Below are 17,450 nucleotides of genomic sequence, written 5' to 3'. Positions count from 1 at the left end.
TTCATCATCACTTCACGACGCACTCACCAGCGTCTTGTTAATCAAGGCGCTGGTCTGCCGCCGGCGAACGGCAGATCACCCGGGATGAGGAGGGAATCCCACGCGGGTGCCTGAGGGCGAGTTCACTGCGTGCGCGGTCACGCAGTGTGTTGCGCATCACAATCCTGCGTTGCAGTACCGGGTTGCCGGTCTGACCTCGTAGCGCCTGTGCGTTCACGTGGACCGGCAGTGTTGACTGCAGTTCACGGAGGATGCGATGCGCCTGTCTGTGTGGATGGTGATGTGCGCGCTTTGTGCGGCGGCGATGCCGGCACAGGCGCAGGATTCGGCGCAGGCGTTGCGCCAGGACATCCAGACCCTGCGTCGAACGCTGGAAAGCATGGAGCAGCGCCTGCAGGCGCTGGAGCAGACCGAGGCCGGTACGCCTGCGGCTGCCGTCGCGTCACCGCCGCCCGCGGTAGTCGCCACGGCTCCTGCCAGTACCTTGGCGCGCGCTGCCCAGGTGCCCGGCACTGGCCAGGCGATTCTGCCGCCGCGTGATTCGGTCGGTGATCCCTCCACCGCAGCCTCGCGCCCTGACAGCGCCGCCGGTCCGACCGACCCGGAGCTGAAAGGCTTCTTCGCCATTCCCAACACCGACACGATGATCCGCATTGGCGGCTACGCCAAGCTGGATGCGATTGCCGATGCGCGCGCCAGTGGTGACGAGGACCAGTTCATCACCTCGACCATTCCGGTGGGCGGCGACCACCGCGACATGCGCAACCTCAATCTGCATGCCAAGCAGACCCGTTTCAGTTTCGAGGCACGCCGCCCGACCACGCGCGGCAACCTGCGCTTCTATCTGGAGAACGACTTTTTCGGCAGCAGCGACGGCTATGAGTTCCGCCTGCGTCATGCCTACGGACAACTGGGCAACACGTACGCCGGTTACGGCTATTCGAGCTTCATGGATGCCGACAGCCTGCCCGACACCCTGGACTTCGCAGGTCCGGGCGGCGCAGGCTACCTGCTGGTGGCCGGCATCCACCACACCTTCGCCATGGGCAAGGGCAATACGTTGACGATTGCCGCGGAGGACCCGGACAGCGAACTTGCTGGCACCACTGACGACACCCGCGCTGAAAGCCGCTTGCCCGACGTGACCCTGACCGCGCGCATGGAACGTGACTGGGGCCACCTGCAACTGGGCGCGGTGGCACGCAGCATCGGCTACGACGGCATCGACCGTGATGAGCGCAAGCTCGGCGGTGGCGTGCAGTTGAGTGGCTCGGCCAGTGTCGGCGAGCAGGACCTGCTGCTGTTCGGTGTGCTCGGTGGCAAGGGCCTGAGCCGCTACACCGCCGATCTCACCGGCTCCGGCCTGGACGCCGCCATCGCGCTGGATGGTCGGCTGCGGATGCTGTCTCTGGCCGGTGGCTTCGTCGGCTACACCCATTACTGGTCACCGATGTGGCGTTCGAACCTGGTGCTGGGCCAGCTCACGCTCGGACGTGACGACGCGCTGGCGGCCGATGCGTTCCGACAGAGCCGCTACGGGGTGCTGAACCTGATCTGGAGTCCGGCCCCGTCCTGGACCATGGGCATGGAGCTGCTGTACGGGCAGCTGGAACAACAGGACGGCCAACGCGCCGACACGATGCGGCTGCAGGGCAGCCTTCAATACAACTTCATCAAGTAGCGGCCGAGGAGAAGCGTCATGGCGCAGGGCAAGAAGATCGGAGTGGTCGGAGCCACCTTCCTGGTGGCCGGCAACATGATGGGGTCGGGGGTGTTTCTGCTGCCGTCCAGCCTGGCCAAGATCGGTACCGCGTCAATCTGGGGGTGGTTGATCACCACCGCCGGCGCGCTGCTGCTGGCCTTTGTGTTCGCCAAACTGGGCAAGCTCGCCCCCAAGGCCGGTGGTCCTTACGCGTATGCGCGCGACTGGTTTGGGCCGTACATGGGCTTCCAGACCAACACCATCTACTGGTTCGCCAACTGGATCGGCAATGTCGCCATTCCCATCGCGGCGGTAGGCTATTTCAGCTACTTCTTCCCGATTCTGTCCCAACCCATTCCGCGCTGCATCGCGGTGCTGGCGCTGGTGTGGGTGCTCAGTTTCGCCAATGTGATCGGGCCGGCCTTTGTCAGCCGCGTGCAGACCGTGACCACCAGCTTCGCCTTGATTCCCATACTCGGGATCGCGATCTTCGGCTGGTTCTTCTTCGATCCGGCCATTTTCAAGGGCGCGTACAACGTGTCCGGCGAATCCAACTTCGGCGCGATTTCCAGCGCCGCCGCGCTCACCTTGTGGGCATTCATCGGGGTGGAATCGGCCTCGGTGACCGCCGGCGTGGTGGAGAACCCGGAGAAGAATGTCGCGCGTGCGACCCTGGCCGGCGTGTTCCTGGCCGCCATCGCCTACATCGCCAGTTCTTCAGTAATCATGGGGATGGTCCCCAATGGCGAGCTGCAGACCTCCGATGCGCCGTTCGCGCTGGCCGCCGCCAACGCGGTAGGCGGATGGGGTGGGGCGGCGGTCAGCCTGTGCGCCTTCGTCGGTGCGGCGGGTTCGCTCGGCGGCTGGATCCTGCTGACCGCACAGAGTGCCAAGGCGGCCTCGGATGACGGCCTGTTTCCCAGCATCTTCAGCAAGACCAACAAAGACGACGTGCCGGTCAAGGGCGTGCTGATCGTGGCGGTGCTGATGACCGTCGCCGTGCTTGTGACGTCGACCTCGGAAACCGCCTCGGCCCAGTTCGATGTCATCACCTCGGCGGCCGTGGTGTTGACGCTGCTGCCGTACATCTACTCCTGCGTGGCCTGCTACTTCGTGGTGGAACGTTCGCACACGCTGGTGCACATCGGCGCGTTCTGGTTCCTGACCAGCATCACCGTCGTGTATTGCCTGTGGGCGATATTCGGCTCGTCCGGCAGCATCGTGCAGTACGCGTTCCTGTTCGTGCTGTTCATCACCGTGTTCTACCCGTTCTTCAGCGAGGAGCGCCGCCGCCAGCGCGGCCAGCTGCCGCCGCTGGATGCGTCGAAGGCTTCGTGAGTCTGCCCCCAGGAGAAATGCTGTGTACTTCAAATCATTGGATTACCCGGTCATCGTCATCGATGCCGACTACGAGTCGCCGCGCATTGGTGGCATTCTGATCCGCGCGCTGGTGGAGGAGCTGCGCAAGAACGAGCAGCGCGTGCTCTGCGGGCTGACTCTGGCGGACGCCCAAGCCGGGGCGCGCACCTATGTGGCTGCGTCGGCGGTGCTGATCTCCATCGACGGCACCGAGGATGAGCCCACTGAGTTCCAGCGCCTGCTCGGTTTCCTGCGTGAGCAGAGCGCGCGCCGAGGAGGCTTGCCGGTGTTCCTGTACGGTGAGCGCCGTACCATCGAGAAGGTGCCGAGCAAGCTGCTGAAGTACGTGCACGGCTACATCTTCCTGTTCGAGGACACCAAGAGCTTCATTGCCCGCCAGGTGATGCGTGCGGCCGAAGACTACATGCATACGCTGTTGCCGCCGTTCTTCAAGGCGCTGATCCATCACGCGGCCGAGTCCAACTACTCCTGGCATACGCCGGGGCATGCCGGTGGCGTGGCCTTCACCAAATCACCCGTGGGGCGCGCGTTCCATCAGTTCTATGGCGAGAACACGCTGCGCAGCGATCTTTCCATATCGGTTCCCGAGCTGGGCTCGCTGCTCGACCATAGCGGGCCGATCAAGGAGGCCGAGAACGAGGCCGCACGCAACTTTGGTGCAGACCACACCTTCTTCGTGACCAATGGCACCTCCACCGCCAACAAGATTGTCTGGCACGGCACGGTGGGGCGCGGCGATGTGGTGTTCGTGGACCGTAACTGTCACAAATCGCTGTTGCATGCGTTGATCATGACCGGCGGCGTTCCGGTCTACTTCACCCCCAGCCGTAATGCGCACGGCATCATCGGGCCGATCAGCCTGGATCAGTTCACGCCCGAGGCGCTGCTGCAGGCGATTGCCGCCAATCCCCTGGCCAGCCAGGCGTTCCAGGCGGGTTCCAAGCCGCGCATCGCCGTGGTCACCAATTCCACCTACGACGGGCTGTGCTACAACGCCGAGAAGATTGCCGACGAGATCGGTAGCGCGGTGGACTTCCTGCACTTTGACGAGGCTTGGTACGCCTACGCGGCCTTCCATCCGTTCTATGAGAACCATTACGGCATGGCCAAGGGCAAGGCGCGCGAGCAGGATGCGATCATCTTCACCACCCATTCCACGCACAAGCTGCTGGCCGCGTTCTCGCAGGCGTCGATGATCCACGTGCGCAATGCCGCCACCCGTGAGCTGGATGCCGAGCGTTTCAACGAGGCGTTCATGATGCACACCACCACCAGCCCGCATTACGGGGTGATTGCTGCCTGTGATGTGGCCTCGAAGATGATGGAGGGGCCAGCCGGCGAATCACTGGTGCAGGAAATGCACGATGAGGCCATCGCGTTCCGCCGTGCCATGCTGCATGTGCGCGATGATCTGGGGCGCGATGACTGGTGGTTCAGCGTCTGGCAGCCGGACAAGCTGGAGCGTTCGCTGGCCAAGGGCGATGCGCCGGCCCCGCTGGTGGCCAAGCGCGAGGAATGGTATCTGCAGCCGGATGCGTACTGGCACGGCTTCGACGGGCTGGTGGAAGACTACGTGCTGATCGACCCGATCAAGGTCACCCTTCTGACCCCGGGGTTGTCGATCAGTGGCGAGGTGGCCGAGCATGGCATCCCCGCCGCGGTGCTCAGCAAGTTCCTGTGGACGCGCGGAATCACCGTGGAGAAGACCAATCTGTACTCGGTGCTGTTCCTGTTCTCGATGGGCATCACCAAGGGCAAGTGGAGCACCCTGGTGACCGAGCTGATGGCGTTCAAGGAGCTGTACGACCACAACGCGCCGCTGAGTCGGGCGCTGCCGGACCTGGCCGCCGACTATGGAGCCATCTACGACGGCTGGGGCCTGCGCGACCTGTGCCAGGCCCTGCATGACTTCAACCGCGAGTTCGCGGTCGCCAAGGTGATGCGCGAGATGTACGTGGACCTGCCCACGCCGGTGATGACCCCGGCCAAGGCTTACGACCATCTGGTGCGCGGGGAGATCGAGCGGGTCGATATCGAGGCGCTGAGCGGGCGCATCGCCGGCACCATGCTGGTGCCGTACCCGCCGGGCATTCCGACCATCATGCCGGGGGAGCGCTTCGGGGCCTCCGATGAGCCCATCATCCAGTCGCTGCGAATTGCCCGCGAGCAGAACGCCCGGTTCCCGGGTTTCGAGTCGGACGTGCACGGGCTTATCATCGACCGCAGCGGCGACGCGCCGAGCTACAAGGTGGAGGTGCTGAAGGTCTGAGCGCACGCACAGGACCTTTGGCGGGCGATGGATACAGCACGCGAGCAGCGGGTTCTGAAGTTCTCGATCGGGGTCACGGTGGCGGTCAGCGCCACCGGCTTCGTCGGCGGCCTGCTGGTGGGGTCGCAGGCGATTCTGTTCGACGGCGTCTACAGTCTGGTGGACGTGGCGCTCACCTTGGTGGCGCTGGCGGTGCTGCGGCTGGTGGCGCGGGAGGAAAGCCCGCGCTTCCAGTATGGCTATTGGCATCTGGAACCGATGGTGGAGGCACTGGGCGGGGCGATCCTGGCGCTGGCCTGCATCTATGCGCTGGCCAACTCGATCATTGGGCTGACCACCGGCGGGCATACGGTCAAGGCCGGGCCTGCGCTGGCGTGGGCCTCGCTGTTGTGCGTGAGCAATCTGGCCATGGCCGCAATTGTTCGGGTTTATGCGCAGAGGTTGCAGTCCGGACTGCTGTGGCTGGATGTGCGTGCGTGGCTGCTGAGCGGGCTGATGAGTCTGGCCGTGGTGCTGGCGTTTGCGATTGCGTTGCTGTTGCGCGATGGAGAGCACGCGCATTGGATTCCCTATCTGGATCCGCTGGTACTGGCTGCGATCAGTCTGGCGGTGCTTCCGGTGCCCTTGCGTGGGGCTTGGCGGGCGATGCGTGAGGTGCTGCAGGTGGCTCCTGACACGCTGGATGCGCGGGTGCAGGCGGTGATGAGTGCGTTCGTGGCTGAGCATGGGTATCTGGACTTCACCAGCCACGTGGCCAAGATGGGGCGGATGCGGTTCGTGGAGATTCATATCCTGACCCGCCCGGATACGGTGATCGGCAGCATCGGCAATGTGGATGCGTTGCGGGACGAGATTGCCGAGCGGCTGGATGCGCGGGGGAGCGACTTCTGGCTGACGATTGATTTCACCGCAGACCCCGCGTGGACGTGAGGGGCGTAATGGCGGGCGCGTTCGAAACGTTCCGAATGATTGGAACAATCGGCGCGATTGGAACGATTGGAACGATTGGACGGGGAGACGATTGGTAGGGTCGCACGACAGTCGACCGCCGATAACGGTGATCGGCGCGGCGAAGGCCGTATCCACAACGGCAACGCGCATCACCGTTCGACGGTCATGCCGATATCGAACGTTGATCGGTTCCGTGCAGTCGACCGGGGGTCGACTCTACCGGGGCATATGCGTACCATATATGGTTCATATACACCCGGAGCCCCCATGGGCATCGTCAACATTGACGACCAGCTGCACGACAACCTGCGCCGCGCCAGCGCCGTTTCCGGCCGCTCCATCAATGCCCAAGCGGGCTTCTGGATCAAGGTCGGCATGCTCTGCGAAATGAACCCCGGCCTGAGCTACCAGGAGATCGTCTGTCGCGAACTACGCGCCGCCGGGGTCGACCCCGGCGCACTGAGGGTGGCCGAAGCATGATCAAGACCCCCGAAGAACGCCGCCTGATGGCCGAATCCGGTCGTCTGCTGGCACGCGTGTTCGAAGCGCTGGACCAGCTGCAGCTGGAAGGCATGTCCACCCTGCAGGTCAACGACTGGGTGGAGCGCTTCATCGTCGACGAACTGCAGGCCCGCCCGGCCAGCAAGGGTCAGTACGGCTTCGAATACGTGCTCAACACCTCCATCGACACCGTGGTCTGCCACGGCGTGCCCTCGGCCAACGACATCCTGCGTGCCGGCAGCATCGTGAACCTCGATATCACCCTCGAGAAGAACGGCTTCATCGCCGATTCCAGCAAGACCTACCTGATCGGCGAGGTGGACTACGCCGCCAAGCGCCTGGTGCGGGTCACCCGCGAGGCGATGTGGAAAGGCATCGAGGTGGTGCGCCCTGGGGCAACGCTGGGTGATATCGGCTTCGCCATTCAGCAGCACGCCAAGGCGCACGGCTATAGCGTAGTGAAGGAATTCTGCGGCCACGGCATTGGCCGTGAGATGCATGAAGAGCCGCAGGTGCTGCACTACGGCAAGCGCGGTGCCGGGCTGGAGCTGGAAGAGGGCATGACCTTCACCATCGAGCCGATGATCAACCAGGGGCGCGCGGCGATTGACCACAGCGATGACGGTTGGACCGTGACCACGCGCGACGGCAAGCTTTCCGCGCAGTTCGAGCACACCGTGCTGGTGACCGCTGATGGTGTGCAGGTGTTGACGGTGCGCGAGGGCGAGCGCGCCCCTTGATCGCCGCGGATGGTGCGGTGGAGGGTGGCGCTCTGGTGGTGCTTTGCTGGTGCTTTGCTGGTGCTTTGCTGGTGCTTTGGTAGGGTCGCACGACAGTCGACCGCCGATAGGCGTTCAACGTCCTGTAGGGCATGACCTTGGGGGAAAGCCTATGCCCGTCAGAGTCCATGCCCTAAAGCGCCGATCGCCGTTATCGGCGGTCGACTGTCGTGCGACCCTACCGAAGCAACCTCAGCATTGCTCTTCAGTCTTTCAGATCATGACGCGCTTCTAACAGCGCCGGGCGTAGCGTCCGAGCCTCACGGGGGTGAATCGCGAGCGGTGGACGGTCCGGCGGGGCGGCCAAGGCGATACCGTGTCCTGTTGTGACTTCATCTGTTCGGTGCAGCCCTGCGCGGGCGCTTCTGTGCGTCGCGCGCCCTCCCTGCTTGCGATCCATGTTGGTTGCTGTTCAAGCCAAACGGATCCAACCAAGGAGAAACGTGTGATGAGCAATGATTCTGCAGATTCAGTAGGGCAGAAGACTCCCGACGACGGCGTTGAAGCGCAGACAGCGTGGAAGACGCTGGATTGGTTTCGGGTTAAATGCCAGGGCAGGGAGTTTGTCGACGCCCCCATATATGCCAACGGCTACCAACAGATGCCGATTTCTATCGAAATCAGGGCTTTGGACGCAAACGGTAACGTCGTTACGCTGAGTCAGAGTCAGTTGGACGGAATCAAGTTGATCGACTTCTACGACGAGAGCTCTTTGCCGACGGCACAGTACAACCCCGTCTTTGAGTACGGATGGACGGTTGGACGCGAGCAGGGGGACGGTGATGCTGCGGCAACGGAGGCTGCGCCTGCGGGTGTCCAGACGGTCATGCGCTACCTGATTGCGGCGAGAAGCACGAACATCAAAGCTTCCGCGATGGTCATTTCGCCTGACGGCAGTACGTTCAAGACAAACCACACTACCACCGGTCCTGGACATTTCGACAGTTGGATTCAAGCGATCATGGTTCCGGAGGTCGTTCATACCGTTGATTCCTTCAAGATCGAACGGGAGGATGAACTGGACTCCATGTGGGTGGACATCGACATGTACTACATCGGGTTCAAGGATGAATCGTTACGGATCGTGAGGGATCTATCCAACTCCCACGAACTGAACAAGCCGCACTATCGGTGGGAGAAGGGCGGCTGGCGTTCCAAGGTTCACATTGCATTCGCCGTGGGGGAGAAGCGCAGCTTCCGTTATCCCAGTAACCCTCCATCAGGAGAGGAGCATCTGGCACCGTGGTTCACGGTGAATAAGTATTCAGGGAAAGCATCGGTGGCGCGCATCTCGTGCTGGATCTATCCCAATCCGTCCATTGCCGAGCACCTGGAAGCGTTTTACTGGGATCAGAATGGGAACAGGGGGAAAATCATGATCCGTCATTCCAGCGATGGAAACACCATCGGACTCGGTCCTGCGTAACATGCGTTCTGGCGTTCTGGCGTTCTGGCGTTCTGGCGTGCTTCGCGCAGTTCGCGGAAACGCATGGTGGGGTCGCACGACAGTCGACCGTCGATAGGCGTTCAACGCCCGGTAGGGCATGAACTTTGGAGAAAGCCTATGCCCGGCAGGGTCCATGCCCTGCAGCACCGATCGCCGTTATTGGCGGTCGACTGGCGTGCGACCCTACCGGAGATTGATGATGAAGTAGATCAGGTAGATTGGAATCGGGGCGATGATGACCACTACCCAGATGACGGCCGGGATGATCGGACCGATCATCACCTTCATCACGCGATCCAGCTGCGACAGCGAAAGGGGCTCGACCGCGTGCGCCCTCTGCATGCGCCGCCATCCAGTCGCCTGATAAGCCAGCATCAGCACCACCGAGATTGCCATGGGGGTGCCCGCGCCGATGTCATCTTCGCCTGAGTCCAATGCAATACAGCCTGCGGCAAGCAGCAGGAACATAATGGCCACGCGAGCAAAACGGCCCCACCCCAGCTGGAAGGGCTTGTCCCATCGATTCACTTCGTCCCCTTGCCTTTGGATCATCTTTGCCTGCTTGGATCATAGCGGATGTGCTGACGGGGTAGCGGGTTGTTTGACTGCCCGATGCCGGACAGGCGGAGGCTCGGTAGGGTCGCACGACAGTCGACCGCCGATAAAGGTGATCGGCGCATTAGGGCATGGACTCTGACGGGCATACGTTGTCGTCCAATGTCATGCCCTACCGGACGTTGATCGCCTATCGGCGGTCGACTGTCGTGCGACCCTACCATTTCACGTCCACGTCCACGTCCACGTCCACGTCAGAGCCACAGCCACAGCCACAGCCACAGCCACAGCCACAGCCACAGCCACAGCCCACAATCACGTCCGCGTCGACACCAATTTCAGGAACGCCTCGTTCTGGTATCGGCTCATCCGCAGCTGCTGCCCGTTATCCAGCGTCACTACGTGATGGCCGTTGAACCACGGATGGATCGCTTTCACCCGCCGCACATTCACGATAGCCGAGCGGTGAACGCGAGCAAAGTGACGAGGATCCAGCTGGGCTGTGAGCTGGGTCATGGTCTGCCGCAGTTCATGCACATGCCCCGGTACATGGATCAGCACGCTGTTGCGTGACGCCTTGATCCAGATGATGTCATCCACCGGCACCAGCACGACATGCTCGTCCACCCGAACCGGAATGCGTTCGAGGTACTGGTCGCGCTGACGCAAGGCATCCAGCGCCTGCAGGATCTGTTGCGACGTCTGTGCGCCGGTGCCGCCGGCCTGCGTCAGCCGCGCCTTGGCCCGCTGCAGCGTGGCGGCGAAACGTTCACGGCTGAAAGGCTTGACCAGGTAGTCCACCGCGTTCGCTTCGAACGCCTTCACCGCGTATTGCTCGTAGGCGGTGACGAACACCGTGGCGGGCATGCGTTCCGCACCAATGGTCGCGACCACATCCAGCCCGGTGATGGCGGGCATCTGGATGTCCAGAAACACCAGGTCGGGTGACTGCGCGCGAATGTCCTTGACTGCCGATACGCCGTCGCCGCATTCACCCAGCACGGTGATGTCGGGATCCTGCTCCAGCAGCCGCACAATGGCCCGTCGCGCGATCGGCTCGTCGTCCACCACCAGTGCGGTGATGCTCATGGTGCCGCCAGTCCGGTATTGAACTCGGGCGCATCCTCCGCGTTTTCCATTTCCCGGAACGGCAGGCGCACACGGCAGGCCACGCCTTCGGGCCAGGTAATGTCCAGCCGGACCTCGGCGGCGTCGCCGTACAGCTCACGCAGTCGCAGGCGGGTGTTGGCCATGCCGATGCCGTGGCCGGCCGCCTTGCTGTCGCCGGCTTCCAGCACGCTGTTGCGGTTGCGGACCTCCAGCAGCAGGCTGTCGCCGTCGCGACGCGCTTCAATTTCAATTACGTCACTGCCGACGCGCTGGCCGATGCCGTGGCGGACGGCGTTCTCCACCAGCGGTTGCAGGATCAGGCTGGGCACCGCGCAATCCAACGCGTCGGGGGCGATGTAGGTGCGGGTCGTGAGCCTGTCCTTGAAGCGGGTGCGCTGGATGCCCAGGTACAGCTCCAGCAGATCCAGTTCCTGCCGCAGCTGGATCTCCTGGCCGTCGTAATCCTCCAGGAAGGCACGCAGCAGTTCGCTCAGGCGCAGCAGCATGTCTTCGGCGGACAGCTTATCTTCGTCAAGCAGGGTGATGATGGCGTGCAGCGTGTTGAACAGGAAATGCGGCTGCAGCTGCGACTTCAGCGCGACCAGCCGCGACTGTGCCAGTTCGGTAGCCAGTCGTGCGGATTCCAGTTCACGGCGCGATTTTTCGGCGTGGTAGTGCAGCGCCTGCTGGATCGCCAGCAGCGCCCAGTAGGTGAGCAGGCCGATGGCGAAGTGCTGGGCAATGAAGTACGCCAGCTGTTCAAAGAAGCCGCTGGGTTCAAAGAAGGTGGACACCAGCGCACCGATCGCCATGGCGGCCGAGGTGATGCCGAAGCTGAGCAGTATGTGGCGGCCCAGACCGACCCAGCGTGCTTCGCTGAGCAGCGGATAGCGTGCGCCCAGGCGGAACACGAGGGGAGCCAATGCGGCCCAGGTGCCCCATTGAATGGCCGACCAGCGCAGGTGGGTGAACCATGACCAGTGCTGGCCGTGGACATGCCCGGCGATCCAGTCCTGGATGGCGAAAACCACGATTACCACGCCCCAGAGTGCGAGGTAACGGTGCACGGGCAGGGAGGTGGTGCCAAGGCGGATGGGCATGACCGGGGTCCTGGGCCGAAGGGCCAGGGTCATCTTAGGCGTGGTGGGGTGGTGGGAGAAGTGTGGGAATGGGCCCGCTGCGATTGGTCCCGGTGTGGCTACGATTCGTCCCCGATCGGTGGCGTGCCCGGTTGCGGGGGGCTCTGATGCAGCCACCCCCAACTGAAGGAGCTGCTGCCATGATCGTGACGCGTATTGCCGTGATGTGCACTCTGTTGCTTTCGGGTGTGGCGCTGGCCGGTCAGGCGCGCTACCTGACGCTGCTCAATCGTGCGCATGACAGTGTTGTTGCGGTGGAGGTGGCCGCGCAGGGGAGTGAGGCTTACCTGCCGCGCGTGATCGACCCGGTGCCCGGAGGCGGTGGGAGTACGACGGTGCGGCTGGGGCAGGCGGGTTGCCGCTTTGATGTGCGCCTGCAGTTTCGCAATGGGCGTCAAGCGGTGTATCGCGATGTGGATGCGTGCAAGGGTGATACGTTGGTGATAGTGCCGTTGCCGCGGCAATGAGACGCGGTAGGGTCGCACGACAGTCGACCGCCGATAGCGGTGCCGCGTTCGGGAAGGCATGACCGTTGGTCAGCCGGCCGCCCCAGCCGCGTCCAGCCGCGCCCGGCGGATGTGCCAGATGCAGAGGTAGGTCGCCAACAGAATGCCGGGTCCAGCGAAGATCAGCGCAAGGATATGGGTGAATACAGCTGCGACGAGCGCGATCAGGGTTCCAAATACGGGCCACGCCCAATGAAAGGTACGGTCTTCCATCCAGCGGTAATCCATCCAGCCCAGCGCAACCCAGGCGAACAGGGTGATGACGCCGAACACGCCGGCCAGTACTTCGCTGGCGTCAAATGGAGAGAGGTGTTGCCCGGTAAGGAGCGATCCCCCTGCAATGATGGCAAACGCGCAATGAAAGAAGATGCCGGGTGCACACAGCAGCCAGACCAGCAGGCTGGTGAGAACACGTCGAGTGCGGAAATAGGTTTCGACCGTTGCCGGTTGCATTGCGATCCTTGCAGAGAGTCCGTTGCGGCAATTGTAACGAGATGCGGGACCCTACCAGTCATCCGGTCATCCGGTCATCCGGTCATCCGGTTGTCCGGTCGTTAGATGTCCCGAGGCCGCAGAGCGCGGGCCAGCGGCGGGTCAGCGTGCGCGAGCCGAAGATCGCCGCGAACGGCACGGAGAAGAGCAGTGCTGCCGTCAGGAAGCTCATTTCCTGGTCCGCGGCCTGCAGTTGCTCGCCACCGGCAATGCCGGCCTCCAGCAGTTGCGGCACCAGATAGATGCCGATGACTTTGACCGGAACAACGGCAACCAGCAGCACGGCGGCAACAAAGCCATAGCCCAGCGCGGCGCAGACGGTGATGTAAGCCAGCGGGCGCGGCAGACGGCCGCGCTGTATCAGCACCCGGAGTGCCGGCCACCAGATCGGTGTGCTGATCCAGACGATCCACAGCCCCTGTTCAAACAACAGCCACATCAGCCAGTTGAATCCATCGTCAGACAGTTGCATCAGCGTGGGTCCTTGGGCGGAGTGGCACTGCGTGTGCACAGCACTGTCCAGTGTGTGGCCAGCGTGCGGGTGATCCACCAGGTCAACAGCAGGGGAGAAAGTGCCAACACTGCAGCAAATACCTTTCGGTCATGTTCGATCACCCACGCACCAGGCGTCACGATCCATGACCACGGCAGATGAGCGGGTTGAACCAACAGCTCATGCAGCTTCAGCATCGCAACCAGCGGAACAAGCACCAGTGCAGTTGCGCCATAGATCAACGCAAGTGCAGTAAAGACAAAACTCCACCGCTGCTGGAGGTCCTTCCGCCGCAGCACCCGCTGCATTGGCCACCAGATCGGCGCGGTCGACCACAGCAGATACAGCAGCGCGATCGCCGCAAAAGTCAGTGTGAGACGTGTACCAAAGATATCCAGCATGCCCTCGATCATTGCGTCGGCCTCCGTACCGGTACGTGTCGATCCATCAGTTCCACCACCCAGTCAATGAACACCCGCAGCTTGGCGCTGACATGCCGGTTGGGCGGGAAGGCGAGGTTCAAGGGCATCGCATCCAGCGTCCAGTCCGGGAACAACCGTACCAGTTCGCCGCGCTGCACGTGCGCATCGGCCATGTAGTCGGGCAACCAGATCGCGCCCAACCCGGCCAGCCCCGCCGCCATGTAGGTATTGCCGTCGTCCATGGCGAAGGTGTGTCGCCCCTGCACGGTGAGCCGTTCAGTACCGCGCTGCAGGGTGACGTGCAGCAGGCGTCCGCCGTGTTTGCGCAGGTAGCCGATGATCTGGTGCGGCTCGGCTTCCAGTTCGGACGGGTGTACCGGGGTGCCATGTTTTTCCAGGTAGGCCGGTGCGGCATACAACCCGGCCTGCAGGTCGCCGATATGGCGGGCCACCAGCGAAGGATCGGTGATCGCACCACCACGGATCACGCAGTCCACGTTCTCGTCGATCAGATCGACATGGCGGTCGCTGGCACCCAGGTCGAGCTGGATGTCCGGCCAGCGGGCGTGGAAGTCGTGCAGGGCAGGGACGATGATCAGCCGTGCCAGCGGGCTGGGCACGTCCACCCGCAGCCGACCGCGGGGGTTTGCAGCGAAGGTGGACAGGCTGGTCTCGGCATCGTCGAGGTCGGCCAGCAGGCGAATCACCCGCTCGTAGTAGGCCGCGCCGTCGGCAGTGACGTTGACCTGCCGGGTGGTGCGGTTGAGCAGGCGCACCCGCAACCGGGCCTCCAACTGCTGTACCAACTGGGTCACGGTGGTGCGGCTCATATGCAGGGTCTGCGCGGCCTGGGTGAAGCTGCCGGTCTCCACGACCCGGGCAAAGGCGCGCATGGCATCGAAGCGGTCCATCGGCGCTCCTGAGGGGGTGATTGTTTGGATTCTACAAACAGTGATGGACAAACGGGGCGGTTTATCCGTGGCCGGGGCAGGTCCAGCATGGTGCCATCGCAATCAGGGGCGCAGCCCCGTGGAGAGTTTCATGGCTAAGCGTGATGTGGTGTTTCCGAAGGGGCGGCAGGATCTGTATGACCGTTACCGCTATTCGCCGGCGGTGAAGACCAACGGCCTGCTGTTTGTTTCCGGGCAGGTCGGGAGTCGGGAAGACGGTTCCCCCGAGCCGGACGTCGAGGCGCAGGTCCGGCGGGCGTTTCAGAACCTCAACGCGATCCTCGCCGAGGCCGGCTGCACGTTCGATGACGTGCAGGATGTGACAGTGTTCATGATCGACCCGGCCAACATCCTGGAACGGGTGTGGCCGGTGGTGATGGAGTACTGGGGCGAGGCCCCGCATCCGACGCTGACCGCAGTAGGGGTGACCTGGCTGGCCGGGTTCGACGTGGAGTTCAAGGTGGTGGCGAAGTTGCCGGAGCGTTGATCCGCAGGCGGGTGACGCGCCTGCGGTCCATGGCCTCCACCTGCACTGTGTAACCCTCGTGCTCAATGGCGTCGCCTTCCACCGGCAGACGATCCAACTGCTGCAGCAGCAAACCGGCCAGGGTCTGGTAGCGCGCGTGTCGTGGGAAGTTGATCCCCGTGAGGCGCTGCAGGTCATCCAGGGTCAGGGCACCGTCGGCTTCCCAGCTGCCGTCAGCCTGCGTCTGCACGCCATAACGTTCATCCTGGGTGTCGGCCAGGTCGCCAGCAATCGCCGCCAGCAGGTCGTTGGCGGTGACCAGGCCTTCCACGCTGCCGTACTCATCCACCACGACCGCCACCGGCACCGGCTGTTCGCGGATCACCTCCAGCGCCTGCAGCACGCTGGCGCTGGAAATCACATACGCCGGCTCGCGCAGCGCATCCTGCAATGACAGCGGCTTGCCCTTCAGCACGCCCGCCAGCAGGTCGCGGCTCTGCACGATGCCCTGCACCTGGTCCAGGTCGCCCTCGGCCACCAGCATGCGGGTGTGCGGCGAGTCGATCAGCTTCTGCATCGCATGCGCCTCACCACGACCGGTGTCGATCCATTCCAGATCCGCACGCACCGTCATGACGCTCGACACCGGACGATCGGCCAGGCTGAGCACACTGCGGATCATGTCCTGCTCGGCTGGCTCCAAGCGCTCTTCGTCCGTACCTTCTTCGTGTTCGTCGTCATGGCCCTGCCTGGGCTGTGCGCCCAGCATGCGTAGCACCGCATCGGCCGTGCGCTGACGGAACGGCAGGCGCTTTTCGTTGCGCTCACGGTTGAAACGTACCCACTGGTTGAAGCTTTCCACCAGGATCGAGAACGCAATCGCGGCGTACAGATAGCCCTTCGGAATCTTGTAACCCAAGCCTTCGGCGACCAGGCTGAAACCGATCATCAACAGGAAGCCCAGGCACAGCACCACCACGGTGGGGTGCTTGTTGACGAAGCGCGTCAGCGGCTTGCTGGCCAGCATCATCACTGCCATGGCGATGGTCACCGCGGCGTACATCACGCCCAGGTGGTCGACCATGCCGACTGCGGTGATTACCGAGTCCAGCGAGAACACCGCGTCCAGCACCACGATCTGGGTGACCACAGCGGCGAAACCCGCGTACACCTTGCTGCCATTCTCGTTGTGTTCGCGGCCTTCCAGGCGCTCGTGCAGCTCCATGGTGCCCTTGAACAGCAGGAATATGCCGCCGCCGAGCAGGATCAGGTCGCGTCCGGAGAAGCTGTGCCCGAACACCTCGAACAGGGGCTCGGTGAGCTTCATGATCCACGACAGCGCGGCCAGCAGCACCAGCCGCATCAGCAGGGCCAGGGTCAGGCCGATCATCCGTGCGCGGTCGCGCTGATGCGGCGGCAGCTTGTCGGCAAGGATCGCGATGAAGACGAGGTTGTCGATGCCGAGAACGATTTCCAGCACCACCAAGGTTGCAAGCCCCAGCCAGAGGTTGGGGTCAGCGAGCCATTCCATTAAATATCTGCCTTATCAGGGTCATGCATCATCAAATCGCCGGGCTGGCACTGCAGCTCACGGCAGATGGCGTCCAGCGTGGAAAAACGGATGGCTTTGGCCTTGCCGGTCTTCAGGATCGACAGATTGGCCAGGGTGATGTCCACCCGCGCGGACAGCTCTGACAGGGTCATTCCCCGCTTGGCCAGCATCTGGTCCAAGGTGATGACCACCGCCATCAGACCACGCCGTCCAGGTCTTCGCGCATGGCCGCACCGGCCTCGAACACGCGCGCCATCACGAACAGCATCAGCACCGCGATCAGGCCGGTGATCGACATGCCGCCGCCGACCTCCATCCACGCGAACGCTGGGCCCATCCAGCTGGCATGCAGACCAATGGCAATCGACAGCAGTTCCATTGCCAGCATCAGCCAGGCCATGCGCCGCAGCCGAAGCGCATGGCCGTGCGCGAACAGGTGCCCGCCGCGCACCGCACGCACGAAGCGCTGCAGGTGGCGCAGGAACACCAGGCCGATGCTGAGCAGCACCACGATGCCGAGCAGGCCCAGGCTGAAGTGCGGGAACAGCCACTGCTGCTGCGCCTGCTCGGCGCTAAGGCCTGCAGCCTGCAGCAGCCAACTGCGGTCGAAGTAGACGATGGGGAAGGCGCACAGCGCCGCCAGGATGCCCAGCCAGCACAGGGCCATGACGGCGCGCAGTGCGATGCGGGTGAAGTGAACGATGTCGCCCGACGCAGGGGGGCGGTCGGTACTGCC

Annotated in this window: 19 protein-coding genes; 9 read left to right on the top strand and 10 right to left on the bottom strand. The window is 63.3% G+C overall.

What is annotated here, in order from left to right:
* The first annotated feature begins 256 nt into the window (after nt 1-256).
* The 7 genes from PDM29_RS19030 (at nt 257) to PDM29_RS19000 (ending at nt 9,008) form a co-directional block, all read left to right on the top strand.
* Entirely contained in the window at nt 257-1,681 is a 1,425-nt protein-coding gene (locus PDM29_RS19030) for a DcaP family trimeric outer membrane transporter (protein ID WP_311191599.1), read from the top strand.
* Nucleotides 1,682-1,699: 18 nt separating this feature from the next.
* The gene (gene adiC / locus PDM29_RS19025; protein ID WP_311191598.1) at nt 1,700-3,040 is read left to right on the top strand and encodes an arginine/agmatine antiporter; all 1,341 of its coding nucleotides are present in this window, start codon (nt 1,700-1,702) and stop codon (nt 3,038-3,040) included.
* Between the two features lie 22 nt (nt 3,041-3,062).
* Entirely contained in the window at nt 3,063-5,351 is a 2,289-nt protein-coding gene (locus PDM29_RS19020; RefSeq protein WP_311191597.1) for an Orn/Lys/Arg family decarboxylase, read from the top strand.
* A 27-nt stretch (nt 5,352-5,378) separates the two neighbouring features.
* Nucleotides 5,379-6,281 (top strand): cation diffusion facilitator family transporter, encoded by a 903-nt coding sequence (locus PDM29_RS19015; protein WP_311191596.1) that lies wholly within the window; start codon nt 5,379-5,381, stop codon nt 6,279-6,281.
* Between the two features lie 288 nt (nt 6,282-6,569).
* Nucleotides 6,570-6,782 carry a ParD-like family protein gene (locus PDM29_RS19010; RefSeq protein WP_125360453.1) on the top strand — a complete coding sequence of 71 codons (213 nt, stop codon included), beginning with the start codon at nt 6,570-6,572 and terminating at the stop codon, nt 6,780-6,782.
* Complete coding sequence (map, locus tag PDM29_RS19005; protein ID WP_311191595.1) at nt 6,779-7,543, top strand: type I methionyl aminopeptidase; 765 nt, start codon at nt 6,779-6,781, stop codon at nt 7,541-7,543. The genes PDM29_RS19010 and map overlap by 4 nt, the downstream gene beginning before the upstream one ends.
* Before the next feature lie 487 nt (nt 7,544-8,030).
* Nucleotides 8,031-9,008, top strand: a complete 978-nt coding sequence (locus PDM29_RS19000; RefSeq protein WP_311191594.1) for a hypothetical protein — start codon at nt 8,031-8,033, stop codon at nt 9,006-9,008.
* A 204-nt stretch (nt 9,009-9,212) separates the two neighbouring features.
* Here PDM29_RS19000 and PDM29_RS18995 read toward each other — a convergent pair whose 3' ends face one another.
* From PDM29_RS18995 to PDM29_RS18985, 3 genes are all read right to left on the bottom strand, one after another.
* Nucleotides 9,213-9,581 carry a hypothetical protein gene (locus tag PDM29_RS18995; RefSeq protein WP_311191593.1) on the bottom strand — a complete coding sequence of 123 codons (369 nt, stop codon included), beginning with the start codon at nt 9,579-9,581 and terminating at the stop codon, nt 9,213-9,215.
* 318 nt (nt 9,582-9,899) lie between these two features.
* A complete protein-coding gene (locus PDM29_RS18990) occupies nt 9,900-10,673 on the bottom strand; it encodes a LytR/AlgR family response regulator transcription factor (protein ID WP_311191592.1) in 774 nt (257 codons plus the stop codon).
* Nucleotides 10,670-11,794 (bottom strand): sensor histidine kinase, encoded by a 1,125-nt coding sequence (locus PDM29_RS18985; RefSeq protein WP_311191591.1) that lies wholly within the window; start codon nt 11,792-11,794, stop codon nt 10,670-10,672. Before PDM29_RS18985 ends, PDM29_RS18990 begins: the two co-directional genes overlap by 4 nt.
* A gap of 179 nt (nt 11,795-11,973) precedes the next feature.
* On the opposite strand from PDM29_RS18985, the gene PDM29_RS18980 reads away from it, so the two are divergent.
* Nucleotides 11,974-12,300 carry a hypothetical protein gene (locus PDM29_RS18980; protein WP_311191590.1) on the top strand — a complete coding sequence of 109 codons (327 nt, stop codon included), beginning with the start codon at nt 11,974-11,976 and terminating at the stop codon, nt 12,298-12,300.
* 69 nt (nt 12,301-12,369) lie between these two features.
* On the opposite strand, the gene PDM29_RS18975 is transcribed toward PDM29_RS18980, so the two are convergent.
* The 4 genes from PDM29_RS18975 to PDM29_RS18960 form a co-directional block, all read right to left on the bottom strand.
* The gene (locus tag PDM29_RS18975; RefSeq protein ID WP_311191589.1) at nt 12,370-12,792 is read right to left on the bottom strand and encodes a hypothetical protein; all 423 of its coding nucleotides are present in this window, start codon (nt 12,790-12,792) and stop codon (nt 12,370-12,372) included.
* 82 nt (nt 12,793-12,874) lie between these two features.
* Nucleotides 12,875-13,303: a hypothetical protein gene (locus PDM29_RS18970; protein WP_311191588.1), complete on the bottom strand. Its 429-nt coding sequence runs from the start codon at nt 13,301-13,303 to the stop codon at nt 12,875-12,877.
* Nucleotides 13,303-13,737, bottom strand: a complete 435-nt coding sequence (locus tag PDM29_RS18965; RefSeq protein WP_311191587.1) for a hypothetical protein — start codon at nt 13,735-13,737, stop codon at nt 13,303-13,305. The genes PDM29_RS18970 and PDM29_RS18965 overlap by 1 nt, the downstream gene beginning before the upstream one ends.
* On the bottom strand, nt 13,734-14,657 hold the full coding sequence (locus tag PDM29_RS18960; protein ID WP_311191586.1) for a LysR family transcriptional regulator: 924 nt from the start codon (nt 14,655-14,657) through the stop codon (nt 13,734-13,736). Before PDM29_RS18960 ends, PDM29_RS18965 begins: the two co-directional genes overlap by 4 nt.
* Nucleotides 14,658-14,787: 130 nt before the next feature.
* Here PDM29_RS18960 and PDM29_RS18955 point away from each other — a divergent pair, with 130 nt between their 5' ends.
* Nucleotides 14,788-15,183 carry a RidA family protein gene (locus tag PDM29_RS18955; RefSeq protein WP_282296291.1) on the top strand — a complete coding sequence of 132 codons (396 nt, stop codon included), beginning with the start codon at nt 14,788-14,790 and terminating at the stop codon, nt 15,181-15,183.
* Here the strand turns inward: PDM29_RS18955 and PDM29_RS18950 are convergent.
* Genes PDM29_RS18950 through PDM29_RS18940 form a run of 3 tightly spaced genes read right to left on the bottom strand, consistent with a single transcriptional unit; the run spans nt 15,152 to nt 17,375 of the window.
* Nucleotides 15,152-16,693, bottom strand: coding sequence for a TerC family protein (locus PDM29_RS18950; RefSeq protein WP_311191585.1), 1,542 nt, complete (start codon nt 16,691-16,693; stop codon nt 15,152-15,154). The two genes, PDM29_RS18955 and PDM29_RS18950, sit on opposite strands and share 32 nt — an antisense overlap.
* Nucleotides 16,693-16,911, bottom strand: coding sequence for a helix-turn-helix domain-containing protein (locus tag PDM29_RS18945; protein ID WP_311191584.1), 219 nt, complete (start codon nt 16,909-16,911; stop codon nt 16,693-16,695). The genes PDM29_RS18950 and PDM29_RS18945 overlap by 1 nt, the downstream gene beginning before the upstream one ends.
* A complete protein-coding gene (locus PDM29_RS18940; RefSeq protein ID WP_311193839.1) occupies nt 16,911-17,375 on the bottom strand; it encodes a DUF2975 domain-containing protein in 465 nt (154 codons plus the stop codon). Before PDM29_RS18940 ends, PDM29_RS18945 begins: the two co-directional genes overlap by 1 nt.
* Nucleotides 17,376-17,450: the final 75 nt, after the last annotated feature.

Origin of the sequence: Stenotrophomonas oahuensis, assembly GCF_031834595.1 — a bacterium.
Classification (GTDB): Bacteria; Pseudomonadota; Gammaproteobacteria; order Xanthomonadales; family Xanthomonadaceae; genus Stenotrophomonas; species Stenotrophomonas oahuensis.
The sequence above is the reverse complement of the archived record's forward strand: the minus strand, read 5'-3'. Positions and strand labels throughout refer to the sequence as shown.